Genomic DNA, 18,181 nt, shown 5'->3' on the forward strand with positions numbered 1-18,181 from the left:
CATCCTCTATGACTACATGGTCAAGTGTATGCAGGAGTTAGCGAAAGCGGAGCCAGATATCGATGCGCTCCTGCCTTGGAACTTCAAACATTAGCAACATCAGCCCGTGGGATCATGGGGCGTTTACTGCATATCACCACCCTTCCTCCGATACACCTAGAAATGATCGGATTGTAATCAAAGCAACAGTTAATAAAGAATCGATTCTTTGGGCGAGAAATGCAGAGTCTGAGGTAGTACTTACCCTCGATTTTACAGCCATATCTGTATCAACTGCTATGACATATGATGAATTCATAGCTCAAGGTGGAGATGCCTAACCATTATACATAACAGCTTCTTAGAACCCATAACGGAGTGATAAAAACGCGCCAAAACGGCACGTAAAACATATCCACAATATTTGCATCATTTTTATCTATAGTAAACAAGTAATTAAAGAACGCGTTGCGCCTTCGCTGTTATATTCCGACAAAACGGCGCCTAATAATGTTATGCGACATGTGTTAACGAGTTATTGTCCAGCTTCGAGTTAGTCGGATCTGGGCTGGCACATTTTATGCCCCAAAATGAGTTTGGGGTGACCAGAAATAGTCCTGTATAGGCATATCAGCCAAATAATCAAGCAGGGTGTCAGTGAACGTCTCACCCTTGCCTGTGGTATCACCAGCAAAGGGCCTTGTAGAACAAAGAATCATATTGGCATTAGCAATGAGTTACGACAATGCTTGTCTCATTTTACGGCCACCAACAGGGTTCAAACCGTTTTTTGATAAAAGTTTAACGTACGTTCAAATTCAGGTAGAGGTGGCGTACTGATCCCTACCACTACTTTCAGCCCCGCCTATCATGTGAGTCTATAATAGGTGGTTTATCCCTTTCAATTACTTAGTTAAGCAATATCAGCAGCGTTATTACCTTGTAATAACGCTAAACGTTGCAGTGCCCCTTGTTCGGGTAGCTGGCGTTGCATTTTGCCGGTAAGGTAATGTTCTTTAAATACGTCAAACCACGCGTTCATTAACGCGCCATTTTTGGGCTCATTTATACTGTCGTAAACCAGCGCCGCCACTTCAGCTGTCGCGAGTTGATGGTCTTGAACACTTTTTCGAATTAAATAACGCGATACCAAATCAGGTGCGAAAGACAACACCGGCAAGTGGGCAAGCCAAGGGCTCTTCTTGAACATTTTTCGCGCTTGGCTCCAACTTGCATCCAGTAGAATAAATAGCGGAATTTTACCTAGCGGAACTTCTGGTTGGCTCACCACTCGCTCTGACGCGGCATACTCACCGGGAAAAACAACAAACGCTTGGTATTTAGGATCATTAATGGTGTCGAGCATGGCCTGCTCAGGCTCAGTGCGCGACCATATATAAGCATGACAATCACTCGCTACATCTGCTATTAAGCGCCCGGTATTACTGGGTTTAAGCACTTCATCATCATACATGACCAGCATAAAGGCAGCTTGGCTTTTAATACTCGGTCGATGGCCGCAAATGCAAAGATGGGCATTGATCATGCACAATTTACATCTAACTACATTTGCCCCGCGCGCTAAATAGGGTCTTGTCACCCGTTGCATTCGCGCTTGATATAAGCGTTGCACAGCATGAGTTTCGCTCATAAATACCTTATAAATCTTAATATTACAGTCGGAACGCTAGCGTGCTTGCCAAGCTTCACTGCCATAAAGAGGCACTGTCGACAAAGAGTGTTTATGACTACCGTTAGTCTCTTTGGTTGAATAACTGAGATAGAGTAATGTTTGTTGCTCAGCATCAAATACCCTACGCACTTTCAAGCTTTTAAACAAAATACTTTTAGAGGCAGAAAAAACCACTTCACCACTCTTACTTTTGTCGATTTTTGCTATTTCAGCAGCGCTAATGGGACCCGTTTGGCGACAAGAAATAGCCATGTCGGAAGGATCGGAAAAATCAAGATTGGCTTTAATATGACTTAGGTGACAAGTCACGCCGGGTAGCTTAGGGTCGGTCATGGCTTCGATGATCACATCTTTAGTCGTAAACAAGCCAAGACTAACTTTGCCTACGTCATCGCTGCATGCGCTAAGTAGCAACAGCGCCGTAGTGAAACCAAATAGCGTGAATCTTTTTTTCATTGGGTAATCGCCTTAAAATGAGTCGCTGCTTTTTTTGTTAGCTGTTTGTTTGCCATTTTTACCATGCTACGTAAATGCGGTTTTAAATGGGGCAATGCCTTTTTATAGTCAAGATCATGGCTTTGGCAAAACAGTGCAATAGCATAGCAAGTTTCCGCCTCAGAAAGCATCGCTTGGCGGCCTAATTTTGTGTTATGACAACTGCCACAGCCGCCACCGCGAAAAGTAAAGGCACTATTGGCGACCATGATCCCTGCCCCTAGTGCGATACTCAGTAACTCTGCCGCTTGTGGTCGCATTTGTTCGCCGCCAATGGCATCCAACTCAGACGGTTGCAATAACCAATGACTTAGCTGGATGGCCATGACAGAAACCAAGGCGTTTGGATTATTCAGGTGCGCGGGATGATAATCAATATATACCGGCTGACTAAGGGCATTTTGCTTTTGATTCAGCACCATTGGTTGCAGTAAGTGAGCAGGGAGCGAGACATTAAATTGATTAGGTGACTTAATGGTAAAACTCTGCTGCTCTAGCCCCATATACTGTTTTATCTGTTGCAAGGTTGCCAGCGCAATGCCTTCTGGCGAGTCTGCCTTACTCGGAAAGTCTTTAATTGTTGGGGTTATCAGTCGCGGACTAAACTGATGTAAAGCCATGACACGGTTAAATTGCGCCATGCCCTGCTCTAGCCATTGTTGCTGCTCAGCGCTAATCAGTTCAGCTGGACGCATTAAATTTTTCAACCAAGTTAACACAGGTACTCCTTGCACTGCATTTGCTTAAACTATTTGCTAATTAAACTAGCAACCGTAACAATACCACTTTTTATTACTAAGATCGTGTTTACCCAAGTAGCATACGCTGAACATGCCGCCGCTTGGGTATAATAGCGCTTTGAATACGAAGGATTATTTTATGTCTCCGCGCTCAGCCGCTAGTCAAATTCAACAAATGTTGGATATGCAACATCAAATGAATACTAAAGTTCATCCACAATGGTTCAATCAAGACTTTGCTTGGCATCGTGCTATCTGGGTAGAATGCGCTGAAATGCTGGATCATTTTGGCTGGAAATGGTGGAAAAAACAAAACCCTGATACCGAGCAGGTTATGCTTGAGTTGGTTGATATTTTACACTTTGGTTTAAGTATTCGCATTGATGGCCAAACGTCATTTGACGTTATTTCTCAAACCTTAGCAAGCGAGCTTGAACAACCAACCTTGGGCGATGATTTTCCACAAACATTAGAGCTCTTAGCCAGTGCTGCCGTAACAAAGCAAACGTTTGACGCCAATGCCTTTGCGGGATGCATGCAGCAAATAGGCCTTACTTTTGATCAAATGTATCGCATGTATGTGGGTAAAAATACCTTGAACATGTTTCGACAAAACAAAGGTTATAAAAGCGGCGAGTATATTAAAGAGTGGAACGGTCGCGAAGACAATGAGCACTTAATGGACATTTTGCACCGCTTAGACAGTCAATCGGTGCAATTTGCAAAAGAAGTATATCAGGGATTAGAGCAAGCCTACCCCGCTTAAGCTGCAGCTAGCTGTTGTCAAAGTTGACACAAGTATGACCGTCAATCCAGTATTGACGTTCATACCCTTGCGGTGTTTTAACCGATTTTGACCCTAGTGCGCCTTCAACCAACAAACTTTGCTGCTCAGTCAGCTTATCTAACATCAGCTCGGCGGTTTTACCGCGCAAATTTACTTCTAAACTCAACTGCTCAACCTGCAACAACAATTTAATGTAATCAGCATCACTCACACTTTTTAGTCGCTCTATTTGGCTGACTACACCGCTGCAGTAAACTTGATTCCAAAACAATTTATTCTTATCTGCCCACTGGCATTGAACAGCCTCGATATATTTTCCCAACCGCCCTTGCACAAATAGCGCATCGCCAGCCTGAACCCGTTTGGCTAGTTGCTCAGCCAGGGTGTCCAGCACGCGAACGGTGACAAAGGTATCATGGGTTTTAAATTCGCCTTGAGCGGTTTTCCATGATTTTTTTACCACAAGGTCGAGCATCAGCACGGCCTTGCCATCAGCAAAGTAACGCACCGTGTTTTGCTTGGAAACAACATTGCCTAATAAGTTGACCTGGCAGCCTAATACTTGATTATTCATGAATACACCTTAAATTCTACTTGTTAAAGGATACTCATGCAGGTTTTTTATTCAACGGTTATCCGCAGTTGAATGAAAAATCTCTAAGCCTGCAAATTAAGGCTAAATATCATAAAGTGATAAATTAATTCATCAAAGTAAGGCATTTTTGCTACCTTCTCCTAATATAACTAGAGACAAAGGTAGCAGATTATCAATTTAGCCATTTTAAAACCCCGTGAGATGACATATATAGAGTAAACATCCATGAATAATCCGACTGATACGGGAAGATCAATGAGAAAAACAGAAATAGTAACCACCGACGACATTTTATTAGTGTTATGTAAATCAGTCACCGGCGTTCTGGCCAGCGCCACTGCCAGTGACATCAATTACTCTGCAATGGTACAAAAAATAAATAAAACCTGCTTAAAACCAGACATTGGTTGCTTTGTATTGTTTGATGGTGGTTTCTCGGGCCTAGTGTTAATTAACTTCTCTGCCGCTGCAGCATTAGAAATTTATCACAACTACATGGTTAACATGGGCATTCCAAAAGAAGAGCTTGCCACCATGCACACATCCGATGATGTCGGCAATGTAATGGGTGAATTAATGAACCAGATTGTTGGCGATTTTACTGGTGCCATTGGTAAAGAGCTGCACACCTCTATCACCCAAAACCAACCAAAAATGTTGACGATTAATAAGCAAGTTGTAGTGTCAATTGACACTAACTTAGATCGCCCACAAGCAAGACGGGTAACCTTCACTACCGAGAAACACAATATTTTTTACCTTGAGCTGGCAATGGATAAAACTGAATTTATCAAGCTCCATGATTTTGATCCTAAGGCTGATGTCGATCCAGACCAAATCATCAGTGATGCTCAAAATAACCAACCAGCATCAAAAAAACCTGCCCCTGCGCCTACGGTTGATATTGACCAAGATCTGCTCGACGAGCTTGGTATCTAATTTACCCTTCTTTATCAGTATTGGTTAAGCCTTTGTTAAGGTTTGCTTAAACATAATTTAACCAATACTGGATCACTGATTTCTTAACATACTTTATTTATCATGAATTAGTGGTACATACGATTGCTGTGGGCCCTTATTATTGTGGAGTGTGAAATGAGAAAGATTCTACTGATACTATGTTTATTGTTAACCGGACCAGCCTTGGCTGACGAAGTTCAGGTTGCTATTGATAATTTTAAGCAAGCACCTGAAGTGAAACGTTTTTTTAAAAATTCTTATGGCTATGCGGTATTCCCCACAGTAGGAAAAGGTGGCTTGGGTATTGGCGGTTCATATGGTGAAGGTGTGGTCTTTAAGGGGCATCGCAGAGTCGGTGATACCTCATTAGTGCAACTGTCATTTGGCTTTCAAGCCGGTGGACAAGCCTTCAGCGAGATTGTATTTTTCCAAGATAAGCGTGCTTATGACAAATTTACCAGTGGTAATTTTGAGTTAGCGGCGCAGGTGTCAGCCGTTGTTATCACCTTAGGAGCACAAGCAAAAGCCAGTACTTCTGGGGCGTCTGCTGGTACCGACAATAAAAATCAACATGGTACTTACGTTGAAGGCATGGCCATATTCACTTATGCCAAAGGAGGCCTAATGTACGAAGCGGCCATTGGTGGGCAAAAATTTAACTTCACTCCCTACTAAGCGATATGGTTAGACAGCTATATTGATAAAACTAAACGCCAATTTTTGCGCTGTCGTTGTTCATTACAGTTTTGTTAAAGCTCTAGCGACCAAAAAGCGAGTTTAACTTTCCATTTTAGCTCGCTTTATTTCTTATTTACTTTTTACTAACCCATTCATATAAATGAAAAATACTTCCTCTATTTTGTCTTAATTGAATGTAGGTGTTTTTTTTACGTGATCGATTTCAAAAAAGCTTGCACATTTACCGATATATGGTATTTTTTCGCCGCTTTTTTATATCCGTCAAACAACGCAAATGACGTTTTAATTTAGTGTGAGATAGGAAGATCGCTAAGCTTGAAAACATTCAAGTTGGTGATAAACTGAGCAGCCCTTGCCGTATGGCCTTAATCTATACGGACAAGATAATCGGTATGGGGTAACCAGCCCCCGTAATAGTAGGGATAGTGTAAAGGCATTTTGTCTTTCATTAACAGTTTTAGGAGCCCGAAATGATTATGATCTCTCAACAGACCAACCTACATCCGGTCACCAGTCAATTTTGCCTGGTGCCAGAGCCTTGATCGCCCCTTACTCAATTTAAATTTCTCCTTATGCGCTTCGCATGGGTTTATTTTATTTATTCGTTAATTCGAAGCATTTATTGTCGCTTGAATTAATACAAAAAATTTATTGTTGGGATAACCAGTATGAATAACGTTGTTAACCTAGGGGTTGAGGAGCTAATCCACGACCAAATGATTCCTGAATTCAAAACAGTGTACGACTTAACACCTGATAGTGTGTTGTTAAGCCAAGAGCACTATGAATCAGAAGTGCGCTCTTACCCAAGACGTTTTCCAATTGCGATCCAACATGCAAAGGGTGTATTGGTTCAAGACACCAAGGGACAAACTTTTCTTGATTGTTTAGCCGGTGCTGGCGCGCTGCCACTGGGTTACAACCACCCAGAAATCAACCAAGAAATCATTAACAAACTCAATTCAGGTGTGCCATATCAAACTCTTGATATTACCACGCCAACAAAGGACGCCTTCATTAAAGAAGTGATGGACTTTTTACCAGCAGAGTTTGCCAAAGAATCTTGTATTCAATTTTGTGGCCCATCAGGTGCTGATGCGGTAGAAGCGGCGATCAAGCTAGCTAAGCTATTTACCGGAAAGAATAATATATTTTCTTTCCACGGTGCTTATCACGGCATGACCAATGGTTCATTAGCTTTAACGGGTAACCTAAATGCGAAAGAGCGCCGTACTGGCCTAATGTCAGATGTGCACTTCTTCCCTTTCCCTTACTCTTTACGCTGTAAGTTTGGTTTGGGTGGCGAAGCTGGTGACAAAGCATCGATTCGTTACATTGAGTCGGTGTTGCACGACCAAGAAAGCGGCATTGTTAAACCAGCCGCGATCATCGTTGAGCCGATTCAAGGTGAAGGTGGTGCCATCCCTGCTTCTGCTTACTGGCTACAACAGCTACGTCGCATTACCGAAGAGCAAGGTATTCTCCTTATTTTTGATGAAATTCAGTGTGGTGTTGGCCGTTCAGGTCGTAACTTCGCATTCGAATACGCAGGCGTTGAACCTGACATCTTAATTATGTCGAAAGCCATTGGCGGCGGTTTGCCCCTCTCTTGCTTAGTATTTAAGAAAAAATTTGATAGCTGGAATGCGGGTGAACATACCGGTACTTTCCGCGGTAATCAGTTAGCAATGGCAACGGGCGCGAAGGCATTACAAATTATTAAGCGTGACAACTTAGTTGAAAACGCGCTAAACATGGGCGCACGCTTAACCGAAAAATTACTTGATCTACAAAGTAAGCAAGCCTGTATTGCTGAAGTACGCGGTAAAGGCTTAATGATTGGCATTGAAATTGTAAAGCCCGGCGCTACCAACGCAATGGGTGAGCCACTAGCCGACCCACAAATGGCGGCACGTATTCAGCGCGCGGCGCTAGAGCGTGGTTTGATTATTGAAAAAGGCGGTCGTCACGGCGCAGTATTACGCTTTCTACCACCATTGATCATTAACGAAGAGCAAATTGATTATGCTGCCTGGGCATTTGCCGAAGCAGTTAACGTCTCAGCGGAGTGCGCAAGTGAATAATTGGCAACAACATTTTATTCAAGTTGGTGAAAACGGTAGCGATAACTACCGCCGTGCTATGACCAACAGCGTTAACGAAATTGTTAACGTATTTGAGTCAGCGGATAAGCCTTATTCCGCCATGGATGCCACGACATTACAACGTGCTATTTATGATTTGCGTCTCGAGCAAGGCAGTGTTTCACCATTAAGCCAAGTGATCAGCGAAACCGCTGAACTGGTCGCGCGCAACGCCATTATTGTGCAACACCCTGATTGCATCGCGCATTTGCACACGCCGCCACTGATTGCGGGGATCACGGCCGAGAACTTTATTGCCGCGCAAAACCAATCGATGGACTCGTGGGATCAATCAGCGTCAGCAACGTATGTTGAGCAATACATAACAGATTGGTTATGTAAGCAATTTGGCTTTGATGAGCACAGCGACGGCGTATTCACCAGCGGTGGTACGCAAAGTAATATCATGGCGCTATTAATGGCGCGTGACTGGGTTGCCGATGTGATGACCGGTCACAACATTCAAAAAGAAGGTTTACCTGAATACGCACCTAAATTGCGTATTCTTTGTTCTACCAAGAGCCACTTCACCGTTAAAAAAGCCGCATCCATTATGGGCCTAGGTGAGAAAGCAGTCGTGTGCGTACCAACGCATCAAGACGGCACGCTTATTTTAGCAGCCCTTGAAGAAACGTTAGCGCAACTAAAAGAGGCGGAATTAATTCCGTTTGTCGTAGTAGGCACTGCAGGCACAACAGATCATGGCGCCATTGATGATCTAACGGCGATCAGCAAAATTGCTGAGCAGCATAAAATTTGGTTCCATGTTGACGCAGCTTATGGCGGCGCGGTTATTCTCAGCCAATCTAAGCACCGTTTAGCAGGCATCGAACTAGCCGACTCGGTAACGGTCGATTTCCATAAATTATGGTTCCAACCCGTTAGCTGTAGTGCGGTGATGCTAAAAAATAAGACAAATTTTAAGTACTTATTACATCATGCTGACTATTTAAACCGTGAAAGTGACGATCTACCAAACTTGGTGGACAAAACCATTTCCACCACGCGCCGCTTTGATGCTCTAAAGGTATTGATGACATTACGCGCAGTGGGCTCAGAAACATTGGGGCAAATGGTTGACCACTTATTAGCACAAACCCAGCAAGTGGCAGCCATGGTCACCGAGCACAATGAGTTTGAGCTATTAGCACCACCACCACTCTCTACCGTGTTGTTTAGATATGTCGGTGAAAACATCGGCGAGAATGTTGACGAGTTCAACCGTCAATTACGTGTGCAACTGCTTAAAGCAGGTATTGCGGTTTTAGGGGAAACGACCGTAGATGGCCAAGCGGCTTTAAAGCTAACCATTTTAAACCCTTGTTTAACACTGAACAATTTTAGCGAGCTGTTCGAAAAGATCGTGAAATTTGCGAAAGCGCTTAAATAATTTTAGGAAAAAGTATGTCTATTTTACAAATAGGAGCCGGCGGAGTCGGATGGGTAATTGCGCACAAATGCGCTCAAAATAATGATGTTTTTGGCGATATTACTATCGCCTCACGAAATATTGAAAAGTGTGAAAAGATCATTGCATCTATCGCGTTACGTGATAATCAAAAAGACAAAAATGCCGCGATCCGTGTGGCAAAGGTCGATGCTGATGATTTAGATGCGCTAGTAGAATTAATTGAAGACGTTAAGCCTAAACTAGTAATTAATGCCGGTCCTCCATGGGTAAATGTTACCATTATGGAAGCCTGTTACCGCACTAAAACATCCTATTTAGATACCTCTGTTGCGGCTGACTTATGTAGCCCAGGCCAACAAGTGCCAGAGGCATATGATGTGCAATGGGCGTATCGCGAGCGTTTTAAAGCCGCTGGCATAACTGGTATTTTAGGGGCGGGTTTCGATCCAGGTGTAGTGAGTGTATTTGCCGCTTATGGCCACAAACACCTATTTGATGAAATTGATTCTATCGATGTGATGGACGTTAACGCTGGCGACCATGGCCGTAAGTTTGCGACAAACTTCGATCCAGAAACCAACATGCTTGAAATTCAAGGGGATTCTTTCTACTTTGAAAATGGCGAGTGGCACCAAGTGCCTTGTCATAGCCGCATGTTAGAGTTTGATTTCCCTGTTGTGGGCAAGCAAAAAGTGTATTCCATGGCTCACGATGAAGTGCGCTCTATGGCAGAATTCATTCCTGCTAAACGCATTGAATTTTGGATGGGTTTCTCTGATAAATACCTAAACTACTTTAACGTAATGCGCGATATTGGCTTACTGAGCCCTGATCCGATTAACGTTGATGGTGTTGAGTTGCAGCCATTGCGCGTGTTGAAGGCGCTATTGCCTGATCCAACCTCTTTAGCACCCGGTTACACTGGAAAAACCTGTATCGGTACTTGGCTACAAGGTAAAAAAGACGGTCAACCACGTAGTGTCTTTATCTACAACATCTGTGACCATGAACAAGCCTATAACGAAGTTGAGCACCAAGCTATTTCTTATACTACAGGTGTACCGGCTATCACAGCTGCACTGTTGTTCTTCCAAAATAAATGGGCAGAGCCTGGCCTATATAATGTAGAGCAGCTAAATCCAGATGACTTTTTAGAGCTAATGCCGAAAATCGGCTTAAGCTGGGATGTGCAAGAGCTCACACCTAACGCTTAATCGAAAAGCTCCCAACTGGGGGCTTTTTTTTCGCAGATTTTTAAGAGAAATATTATGACTGAATTAGCAACTCCCTACTTCATGATCCATGAAGACAAGTTAATCGAAAATCTTGAAAAATGTAAAAAACTAAAAGAGCTCAGCGGCGTTAAACTGGTGCTAGCTTTAAAATGCTTTTCAACGTGGGGCGTGTTCAACATTATTGAGCCTTACCTTGACGGCACCACCAGTAGTGGTCCTTACGAAGTGATGCTAGGCCATGAAACCTTCGGCAAAGAAACCCACGCCTACAGCGTCGGTTACAGTGAACAGGATGTGCTTGATGTTGCTAACAAAAGCGACAAAATTATCTTTAACTCACAGTCACAACTGAATCGTTTTGCGCACCTTGTACCCGATTCATGTAAAGTGGGCCTGCGCCTTAATCCACAGCGTAGCGCCGCAGGGCAAGACTTAGCCGATCCTGCTCGTCCGTTTTGCCGTTTGGGAGTGAGAAAGTCGATTTTAGAATCTAACATCGCGGAGAAGATTTCAGGTGTAATGTTTCACATGAACTGTGAGAATAAATCTGTGTCTTCATTTAGCGCCCTGCTTGACCATATCACAGAAAATTTTTCTGACTTATTGGCCAAACTGGAATGGGTTAGCTTAGGCGGTGGCGTGTTCTTTACCTACCCCGGTTATGATCTGGAAGCCTTAGCCGAAAAGCTAAAAGAATTTAGCGAGCTGCACGGCGTGCAACTTTACCTTGAGCCGGGTGAAGCCGTCGTCACTAAAACCACTGACTTAGTGGTGACCGTGGTTGATATTGTTGAAAACAAAAAACTAACGGCGATTGTTGACAGCGCCACTGAAGCACACCGCTTAGATACGTTAATTTACAACGAGCCTGCAACCGTGGCCGAGGCCGATGAAGACGGTGAGCACGCTTATGTGATCGGCTCTTGCTCTTGCCTTGCTGGCGATCAATTTTGTGAAGCGAAATTTGCAGTGCCACTTGAGGTTGGCCAACGCTTAACCATCGCCGATAGCGGCGGTTATACCATGGTTAAATTAAACTGGTTTAACGGCATTAAAATGCCAGCGATTTACTGCCAGCGCAGCAATGGTGAGGTTGAACTACTTAACCAATTTGGCTATGAAGACTTCAAGCGTATGCTATCAATTAACTCAGTTTCTCAGTAGTTAAAACTAAATAACAATCGGCGGCGATATTCTTGTTCGTCGCCGTTTATGAGCAAGCCAAAAGCGGATGACCAGTCGTTAATGCAAAATGCGCGAAACCCGGTGGAAGGTTAATTGCTGTCGCCACTTCCCATTTTGGTCCCCTGCTAAATAGTACCCTTGTTCAATCATGGTTGGCGATACTAGCGCCATAAAGTCTGCCGTTTTCATTTTTATCATTTCTTGATGATTGCCAGCATTAAAATAGATCCATGGCTGCACTTCAAAACTCACCGCCATAAATACCGGTAAATGAAATATTGAGCCAATAGGTGGAACCGCACCAAACTCACACTGGCTGAAATAAGGCATAAATTCATCCTCGCAGGCCAATAGCACTCGATCGGCACCTAATTCAGGCGCAAGCTGTTGTAAATCTAGTTTATAGGGAGCAGGAACGACGACCATTGCAAGCTGTTCATCAAGATTAACAATCACAGCCTTGGCCAACTCATAGCCCGAAACGTGTGCGGATTGTGCGCGATGTTGTGAGGTGTAGGCGGGATCAAATTCACCAATGTAATAGTTAATTTGATTCAATTCGAATAAGGCTTGCAGTTTTGCTTGGATCATAGCCGCTTCCTTTCTACTTCATTATATTGAGTATAGAAGGAAACGGCTTAAGGGCGTATTTAGCCTAATAACTGCGGATCGTTATTGAATAACGATATTAGAGTTAACCACTTGGCTACTGATGCCCTGTCCTAACGCTAAGCCTAATTTCTTAGTAAATGCATCAATCGGCGATGGTTGCACCGTGTAGTTAATAATATCTTCAGCGTTAATGACATCTCGAGCAACTTGCCCAGGACTGCCAAGGCCATCAATTAGACCAAGCTCAAGTGCTTGCTCACCATTCCAAATTAAGCCACTGTATAAGCCATCCGCTTCAGTGGCTTTTAAACGATCGCCACGACCATCTTCAACCACTTTAATAAATTGCTGATGGGTTTTGTTTAACACCTCTTGCCAGAACACTTTTTCCTCTTCCTTTAAAGGTGAAAACGGGTCTAAGAAAGCCTTGTGCTCGCCCGCCGTAAAGTGGCGACGCTCTACACCCAATTTTTCCATGGTGTCAGTAAAGCCAAAGCTCGATGCCGTGACACCAATTGACCCCACTAAACTGGCTTTATCAGCATAAATTTCATCTGCGGCAGCAGCAATATAGTAACCACCGGATGCACCTAGCTCGGAAATGACTGCGTAAAGTTTTTTATTCGGGTAAATGCCGCGTAAACGCTTGATCTCATCATATACGTAGCCAGCTTGCACGGGACTGCCGCCGGGGCTGTTAATATGCAACATGACCGCTTTGCTGTGCTCATTTTCAAACGCCGCACGCAGTCCGGTGACAATGACATTGGCGTTAGCGTCTTGATCAGCCGCTATCACACCCGTCACCTTAACCAATGCTGTGTGCTCTTTGTCAGCAGAAGGGCCATTATTCAAGCCACCTATATTTAAAAACATAAATAAGGCAACAAACAGATAAATAAAAGTAAGTAGTTTAAAAACAATGCCCCAACGCCGCGATTTTTTCTGCTCGCTAAAACTTTCTTTCATGTATTGCTTGATCCATTGCTGCTCTGGCTCTTGGCTCACAGGTTAACTCCTTGATTGGGTGTCAATATTAGTTAGTTGATAAGAATATACAGAGCAAACAAACAATGATACCTAAACGATATTTTTTTTCGTCTCGATAACCATGTTCAACACAAAAACGCCATACTCAGCTGATTTAATCCACACTTGTTGAGGGCTGCATCTATACCCAGCACTTTAATCTTTCCATTAATCAAATATTTATATTTAAAGAGACATGTAATGATAAAAGGAAGCTGCTGTTGCGGAACGGTTCAATTTGAAATAAGCGAAAAACTGAACTTGATAGGTTTGTTTCCGAGAAACCAAGTTGGGTATCAACTGGTGATAAGGCAAAACAATTTATCGAGCACCCACATGAATAATGAGTAAAAGACTCAACTTAGGAGGCAATATGTCTACAAACATAATTAAATCTTCAGTGGCTACCGTTCAAGTTGGCGTAGCAAAAGCTGATGGCAAACTGTTGTTAACAGATTCAGTCGTTATTTTTGAACCTTACAATCAGCAATTTGGACTTGGCCCCTACCAATTTAAGCGCAATGAAATCACCTCAGTGACCAAGTGTTTAGGTAAAGGCGGTGGCATATTACCTATCACAACAGACGCGATACGCATTACCTTGGCAAGTGGACAAGTTTACGAATTGATTATTTCGGATCCCGAGCAATGGATCAATGAACTAAGTGAGGTTGTCTAATAAAGTATCAAACAAAAATGGCCAAAAAAAGCCGCTGTCATAGCGGCTTAGGCAAGAGTGTAAAACGAAAACTTAGCTCTGCTTAAGGCTGATCAGTGCTTGTTTTTCACTATTAGATAAAAATGCCATTGCTAAGCCATTCTTTTGCAACGTAAATATTTCGCTTTGGCTTAAGCCTATCTCGCTAGCGGCAATCTGATACTCGTGAGCGATATCAATGTTACTGACACCTGGATCATCGGTGTTAAGGCTCACTGGCACACCAGCGTTAAGGAAAGTTTTAATCGGATGCGTTTTATAATCTGCCACCGTCGAAGTGTGAATGTTGCTGGTTGGACAAGACTCAATACCGATACTATTGTTCGCCATAAACGCGAGTAATTTTTCATCATGTATTGCTTTAACGCCATGGCCAATCCGCGTCGCGCCAAGCTCGTTTATGGCCTGCCAAATACTTTCGCTGCCAGCTGCTTCACCCGCGTGTACAGTGATGGCTAAATCACTTGCACGCACTTTAGCAAAATGTTCATTAAATAATTCACCTGGGAAGCCAAGCTCATCACCGGCTAAATCCATCGCCACTAAATGCTGTTTACACGCCAATAAAGCGTTTAATTCGTCTAAACACGCTTGTTGACCAAAGGTACGCGACATAATACCTATTAAATTCACTTTGATAGCGTGATCTTTTAAACCTGCTTGAACACCATCAACCACAGCTTCAACCACACCTTGTAGTGGTAACTTATGAGCCATGGCCATGTAATATGGGCTAAAACGTAATTCGGTATAATCCAGTCCTGAAATAGCCGCATCGGCAACGTTTTCATAAGCAATACGTTTCACTGCGTCTAAATCGGCAAGCACTCCCACCATCCAATCCAGTTTAGCTAAAAAAGCCACTAGGCTACTTTCTTTTCCTTGAATTTGAACATAAGGAGCGAGCGTTGCTAGTGAGTCAGCAGGTAACTTAATATTGTGTTGTTGTGCCAGCTCCCAAATGGTGTTAACACGCACATTACCGTCTAAGTGACGATGTAAATCAACGAGTGGGTATTGCTTATTAATCATTTTTTGCAGTCCAGATTAGGGTTATCGTGGAGTATAAAAAAGTCAGGACTAAGCCTGACTTTCATTAATTAATGGCAAGCATTAATTAGAAGTTGTAACGCATAGAGTAGATCACGGCGTTTAGGTTGTCAGCACTGCCTAGCTTTTTATCAGCGTAGCGGTATTGAACACCCGCTGTGATGTTGTCTGTTGCATTCCACCAGAAGCCAAGTGCACCGTTCATTGATGTGCCTTTTTCTTCGCCAGAAGCAGCAATGTATGCATCTTTGCGGCTAAATTCCATCTCGTGCCAGTTAGACACCCAGAAGTTTTGGTCAAATGCAGTGAAGTTGTAAACTGCTGCCCAACCTGCCATGCCGCCGTTCAAACCAGAGAAACCGGTGGTCCAAGAAGGGTTAGTAATGGTGTAATGGCTACCAATGAATGGCGCAACAAACCAACCGTCACCTTCAAAGCGGTATTGACCACCTAGTACCGTGTTGCTAGAAGAGAAGCCGCTAGAGTCTGTTGCATAATGTTGTGCGTAAGCGCGAAAGCCTGATTCGCCAAGCTTGTATGCCGCTGTACCTTTGTACGCAGTACGTAGGTCACTTGAATCTTCTTGGACGTTTTCAACGTCGAAGAAACCGTATAATTCACCCCAAGAGAATCCTGCGCCGCCCTCAAGCTCTAGGTAAACGAAGTCTTTGTGATGTGCAGCGCGATCTACACTGCCTTTCGACCAATCTAGTGCGTTAACACTTACGTTACCAAAACCGTATAAATATTCTGCACTGGCAGGTGCACTTAGGCTCATAGTGATAGCTGCTGCAATAGCGATTTTTTTCATTTTAATATCCCTGTCTTCTTGCTCACGGTAATTAGATTGCAATGTTTTTGTGTTGAAGATTGCGTTAATCTGGTGGCCGATTTTAAAGACAGTCAATCAAATAAAGCAGCGCGAAATCACACTTTCAGTGCTTTTTCACATCTGTTTTTGCAGTATTAACCTCACGTGTTTATTAATCAAATAATCATAAAACACCAAAATATTATTATTTTCAGCGCTAATTGTTTGTTTAGTAAACCATTAGTAGTGAATATAATAACCCTAATCTACCCATGTCCACATTCGACTGCGGCGACGGCCTTGTTGAGCAAATCAGACAAACTCAGTGCTTGCTTGGTAAATCCCATGCGCATTGCCGGCGTATCAGCTGTTTTCAACAACTGACAATAATTATAAATATTGCGTTGGATCTCTATACTGGCATCAAGGGACTTTGCACTTTTTAAGCTAGCAGCTTGATGGTCTTGGATCCATTGATGTACTTTTTTAGGTCCGTTTGCATCAAATAACGAAAATGGAACTGGGTATTTATTGCGATAAGTGATCGGGCAATAAGCGCCATAGTGAGTGCCATACCAACGGTCGCTCCACCATCCTATGTTATTGCCATTGCTTGGCAGCTCTTTACCACCGGTAAAATGGCGGTAGACAAAAAACACTTCCGCTTGCTCAGCTTTTATTTCATCGCTACTGGCCATTAATGCTGCGCCACGAATCGCACTTTCATGTTCAATGTAATGATGGAAATGCTTGGTAGGCTGACAAAACATGCGTAATAGCTGAAAGTGAGCATAAGATAATGTGCTTGGCTTTACATAATCAGCTCCGCGCAAAGGGGCGATGAGTCCGTAATGAAGCGCCTCAAAATGTGGTCTTCTCATGGTACTTTGATAACGTGCCGTCAAGGCGGCCAAGATAGACGGCACCTTAGGCTCAGGCAAAATACTACTGGCTTTGCCTTCGTAGACGGTATTGGCAGGCGTGTTAAGTAACAAGTTATGGTTGTATAACAAACAATAACCTGATTGTGCTTCCGTTGTCGCCAGACACCATAATGTTTTATCGCCAGCGAAGCGTAATAAACCACTCTCTGTGTGCAATGCAAGGAAGTTACTCTGTAATAACGCCTGCTCGTTAAGCCTTGCGTAAGATCTTAGAATATCAGCTAACTTTGCTAATAACTGGTAATAAATTTTGGGCGCACACGCTAATTGATCGATGATATCAGTGGTCGACTTATTTTCAGCAATAAGGTGTAACAATCGCTCTAACTTATCCACTTGTTTGATCAGCTTTAAACTATAAACTTTTTGACAATAGCCACATTTAAGGCGTTGTTGGCCAGCACTGGTATGGCCATATCGCTTGGTGGCGTTTTCGCCTTGCTTAGCCTTGGCGTGTGCAATAAAAAAAACATTTTCACAATGAGTGCAGCCTGTTAGCGGTTGGCCAAATTGAATGCCTAGCTTTTCTTCAAGCAACACTGCAACCGTTGCGTCATCTACCAATGGCGGATAACTGCCACACGCGCGGCAATGGATCGCAGGGTATCCTAAATGATTGCTTTCCATCTGATATTCTGGGCTATTGGCAATGCCCAAGTTATGACACGGATAACTTTTGCAACAATTAAAAGTGGTACGAAACACTATTCAATCCTCAGCTTAATAGCGACCATAATGTCGCCTTTATACGCCTAAAACCTAGCCTTAATTTTTCCGCATAACAACTCAAAGGGTTAATATTTAGATTTAAATAATATATTTGGGTGTTTAGTGTGATTGAGATCTCGTTTGAATACTAACTTGACGCCTAGACTTGCTACATCAAATAAGCACAACAGAACAGGTAAAGCATGAACGAAATAGTGATAGCAATATTGGCAGGGTTTGTCGTAGGTGTTTTTTTTAGCGCCTTGAAGCTACCTATTCCGGCTCCGCCTGTTTTGAGTGGTGTGATGGGTATCGTCGGTGTTTATCTTGGCGGTAAAGCTTACGCAATGATTATTGAACGTTTTTTCTCATAAGTTAGTAAAGGA

The 18,181-nt window shown here is 43.2% G+C and carries 18 protein-coding genes; 9 read left to right on the forward strand and 9 right to left on the reverse strand.

All coding sequences use genetic code 11. The features are described 5' to 3' along the window. Positions 1 to 892: 892 nt before the first annotated feature. Genes K6Y31_RS16040 through K6Y31_RS16050 form a run of 3 tightly spaced genes read right to left on the reverse strand, consistent with a single transcriptional unit; the run spans position 893 to position 2,886 of the window. On the reverse strand, positions 893 to 1,630 hold the full coding sequence (locus tag K6Y31_RS16040; protein ID WP_233053953.1) for a tRNA-uridine aminocarboxypropyltransferase: 738 nt from the start codon (positions 1,628 to 1,630) through the stop codon (positions 893 to 895). Positions 1,631 to 1,666: 36 nt separating this feature from the next. After that, on the reverse strand, positions 1,667 to 2,128 hold the full coding sequence (locus tag K6Y31_RS16045) for a CreA family protein (RefSeq protein WP_233053954.1): 462 nt from the start codon (positions 2,126 to 2,128) through the stop codon (positions 1,667 to 1,669). After that, positions 2,125 to 2,886, reverse strand: coding sequence for a hypothetical protein (locus tag K6Y31_RS16050; RefSeq protein ID WP_233053955.1), 762 nt, complete (start codon positions 2,884 to 2,886; stop codon positions 2,125 to 2,127). The genes K6Y31_RS16045 and K6Y31_RS16050 overlap by 4 nt, the downstream gene beginning before the upstream one ends. A 160-nt stretch (positions 2,887 to 3,046) precedes the next feature. Between K6Y31_RS16050 and K6Y31_RS16055 the strand changes: the two genes are divergently transcribed. After that, a complete protein-coding gene (locus K6Y31_RS16055; protein WP_233053956.1) occupies positions 3,047 to 3,673 on the forward strand; it encodes a dUTP diphosphatase in 627 nt (208 codons plus the stop codon). A gap of 7 nt (positions 3,674 to 3,680) precedes the next feature. On the opposite strand, the gene K6Y31_RS16060 is transcribed toward K6Y31_RS16055, so the two are convergent. Continuing rightward, a complete protein-coding gene (locus K6Y31_RS16060; RefSeq protein WP_233053957.1) occupies positions 3,681 to 4,268 on the reverse strand; it encodes a single-stranded DNA-binding protein in 588 nt (195 codons plus the stop codon). Positions 4,269 to 4,544: 276 nt separating this feature from the next. On the opposite strand from K6Y31_RS16060, the gene K6Y31_RS16065 reads away from it, so the two are divergent. The 6 genes from K6Y31_RS16065 (at position 4,545) to nspC (ending at position 11,902) form a co-directional block, all read left to right on the forward strand. Further along, the gene (locus tag K6Y31_RS16065; RefSeq protein WP_233053958.1) at positions 4,545 to 5,228 is read left to right on the forward strand and encodes a DUF3334 family protein; all 684 of its coding nucleotides are present in this window, start codon (positions 4,545 to 4,547) and stop codon (positions 5,226 to 5,228) included. 156 nt (positions 5,229 to 5,384) lie between these two features. After that, positions 5,385 to 5,924, forward strand: coding sequence for a lipid-binding SYLF domain-containing protein (locus K6Y31_RS16070; RefSeq protein WP_233053959.1), 540 nt, complete (start codon positions 5,385 to 5,387; stop codon positions 5,922 to 5,924). Positions 5,925 to 6,616: 692 nt separating this feature from the next. Beyond that, positions 6,617 to 8,032: a diaminobutyrate--2-oxoglutarate transaminase family protein gene (locus K6Y31_RS16075; protein WP_233053960.1), complete on the forward strand. Its 1,416-nt coding sequence runs from the start codon at positions 6,617 to 6,619 to the stop codon at positions 8,030 to 8,032. Further along, complete coding sequence (locus tag K6Y31_RS16080) at positions 8,025 to 9,482, forward strand: pyridoxal phosphate-dependent decarboxylase family protein (protein ID WP_233053961.1); 1,458 nt, start codon at positions 8,025 to 8,027, stop codon at positions 9,480 to 9,482. Before K6Y31_RS16075 ends, K6Y31_RS16080 begins: the two co-directional genes overlap by 8 nt. A gap of 14 nt (positions 9,483 to 9,496) precedes the next feature. After that, positions 9,497 to 10,717 carry a carboxynorspermidine synthase gene (locus K6Y31_RS16085; RefSeq protein WP_233053962.1) on the forward strand — a complete coding sequence of 407 codons (1,221 nt, stop codon included), beginning with the start codon at positions 9,497 to 9,499 and terminating at the stop codon, positions 10,715 to 10,717. A 54-nt stretch (positions 10,718 to 10,771) separates the two neighbouring features. Next, positions 10,772 to 11,902 carry a carboxynorspermidine decarboxylase gene (gene nspC / locus K6Y31_RS16090; protein WP_233053963.1) on the forward strand — a complete coding sequence of 377 codons (1,131 nt, stop codon included), beginning with the start codon at positions 10,772 to 10,774 and terminating at the stop codon, positions 11,900 to 11,902. Positions 11,903 to 11,980: 78 nt separating this feature from the next. Here nspC and K6Y31_RS16095 read toward each other — a convergent pair whose 3' ends face one another. Together K6Y31_RS16095 and sppA are read right to left on the reverse strand one after the other, a co-directional pair. Further along, a complete protein-coding gene (locus K6Y31_RS16095) occupies positions 11,981 to 12,514 on the reverse strand; it encodes an aminoacyl-tRNA deacylase (RefSeq protein ID WP_233053964.1) in 534 nt (177 codons plus the stop codon). Positions 12,515 to 12,595: 81 nt separating this feature from the next. Next, a complete protein-coding gene (gene sppA / locus K6Y31_RS16100; RefSeq protein WP_233053965.1) occupies positions 12,596 to 13,543 on the reverse strand; it encodes a signal peptide peptidase SppA in 948 nt (315 codons plus the stop codon). Positions 13,544 to 13,937: 394 nt separating this feature from the next. Between sppA and K6Y31_RS16105 the strand changes: the two genes are divergently transcribed. Further along, positions 13,938 to 14,243 carry a hypothetical protein gene (locus K6Y31_RS16105; protein WP_233053966.1) on the forward strand — a complete coding sequence of 102 codons (306 nt, stop codon included), beginning with the start codon at positions 13,938 to 13,940 and terminating at the stop codon, positions 14,241 to 14,243. Positions 14,244 to 14,315: 72 nt separating this feature from the next. On the opposite strand, the gene add is transcribed toward K6Y31_RS16105, so the two are convergent. The 3 genes from add to K6Y31_RS16120 all read right to left on the reverse strand — a co-directional run bounded on the left by add (position 14,316) and on the right by K6Y31_RS16120 (position 17,792). Continuing rightward, complete coding sequence (add, locus tag K6Y31_RS16110; protein ID WP_233053967.1) at positions 14,316 to 15,314, reverse strand: adenosine deaminase; 999 nt, start codon at positions 15,312 to 15,314, stop codon at positions 14,316 to 14,318. 85 nt (positions 15,315 to 15,399) lie between these two features. Further along, positions 15,400 to 16,143: an outer membrane protein OmpK gene (locus K6Y31_RS16115; protein WP_233053968.1), complete on the reverse strand. Its 744-nt coding sequence runs from the start codon at positions 16,141 to 16,143 to the stop codon at positions 15,400 to 15,402. A 266-nt stretch (positions 16,144 to 16,409) separates the two neighbouring features. After that, positions 16,410 to 17,792, reverse strand: a complete 1,383-nt coding sequence (locus K6Y31_RS16120) for a hypothetical protein (RefSeq protein ID WP_233053969.1) — start codon at positions 17,790 to 17,792, stop codon at positions 16,410 to 16,412. 206 nt (positions 17,793 to 17,998) lie between these two features. Here K6Y31_RS16120 and K6Y31_RS16125 point away from each other — a divergent pair, with 206 nt between their 5' ends. After that, entirely contained in the window at positions 17,999 to 18,169 is a 171-nt protein-coding gene (locus K6Y31_RS16125) for a XapX domain-containing protein (protein WP_233053970.1), read from the forward strand. Positions 18,170 to 18,181 lie beyond the last annotated feature (12 nt).

Source organism: Motilimonas cestriensis (assembly GCF_021295315.1).
GTDB lineage: Bacteria > Pseudomonadota > Gammaproteobacteria > Enterobacterales > CBDFNC01 > Motilimonas > Motilimonas cestriensis.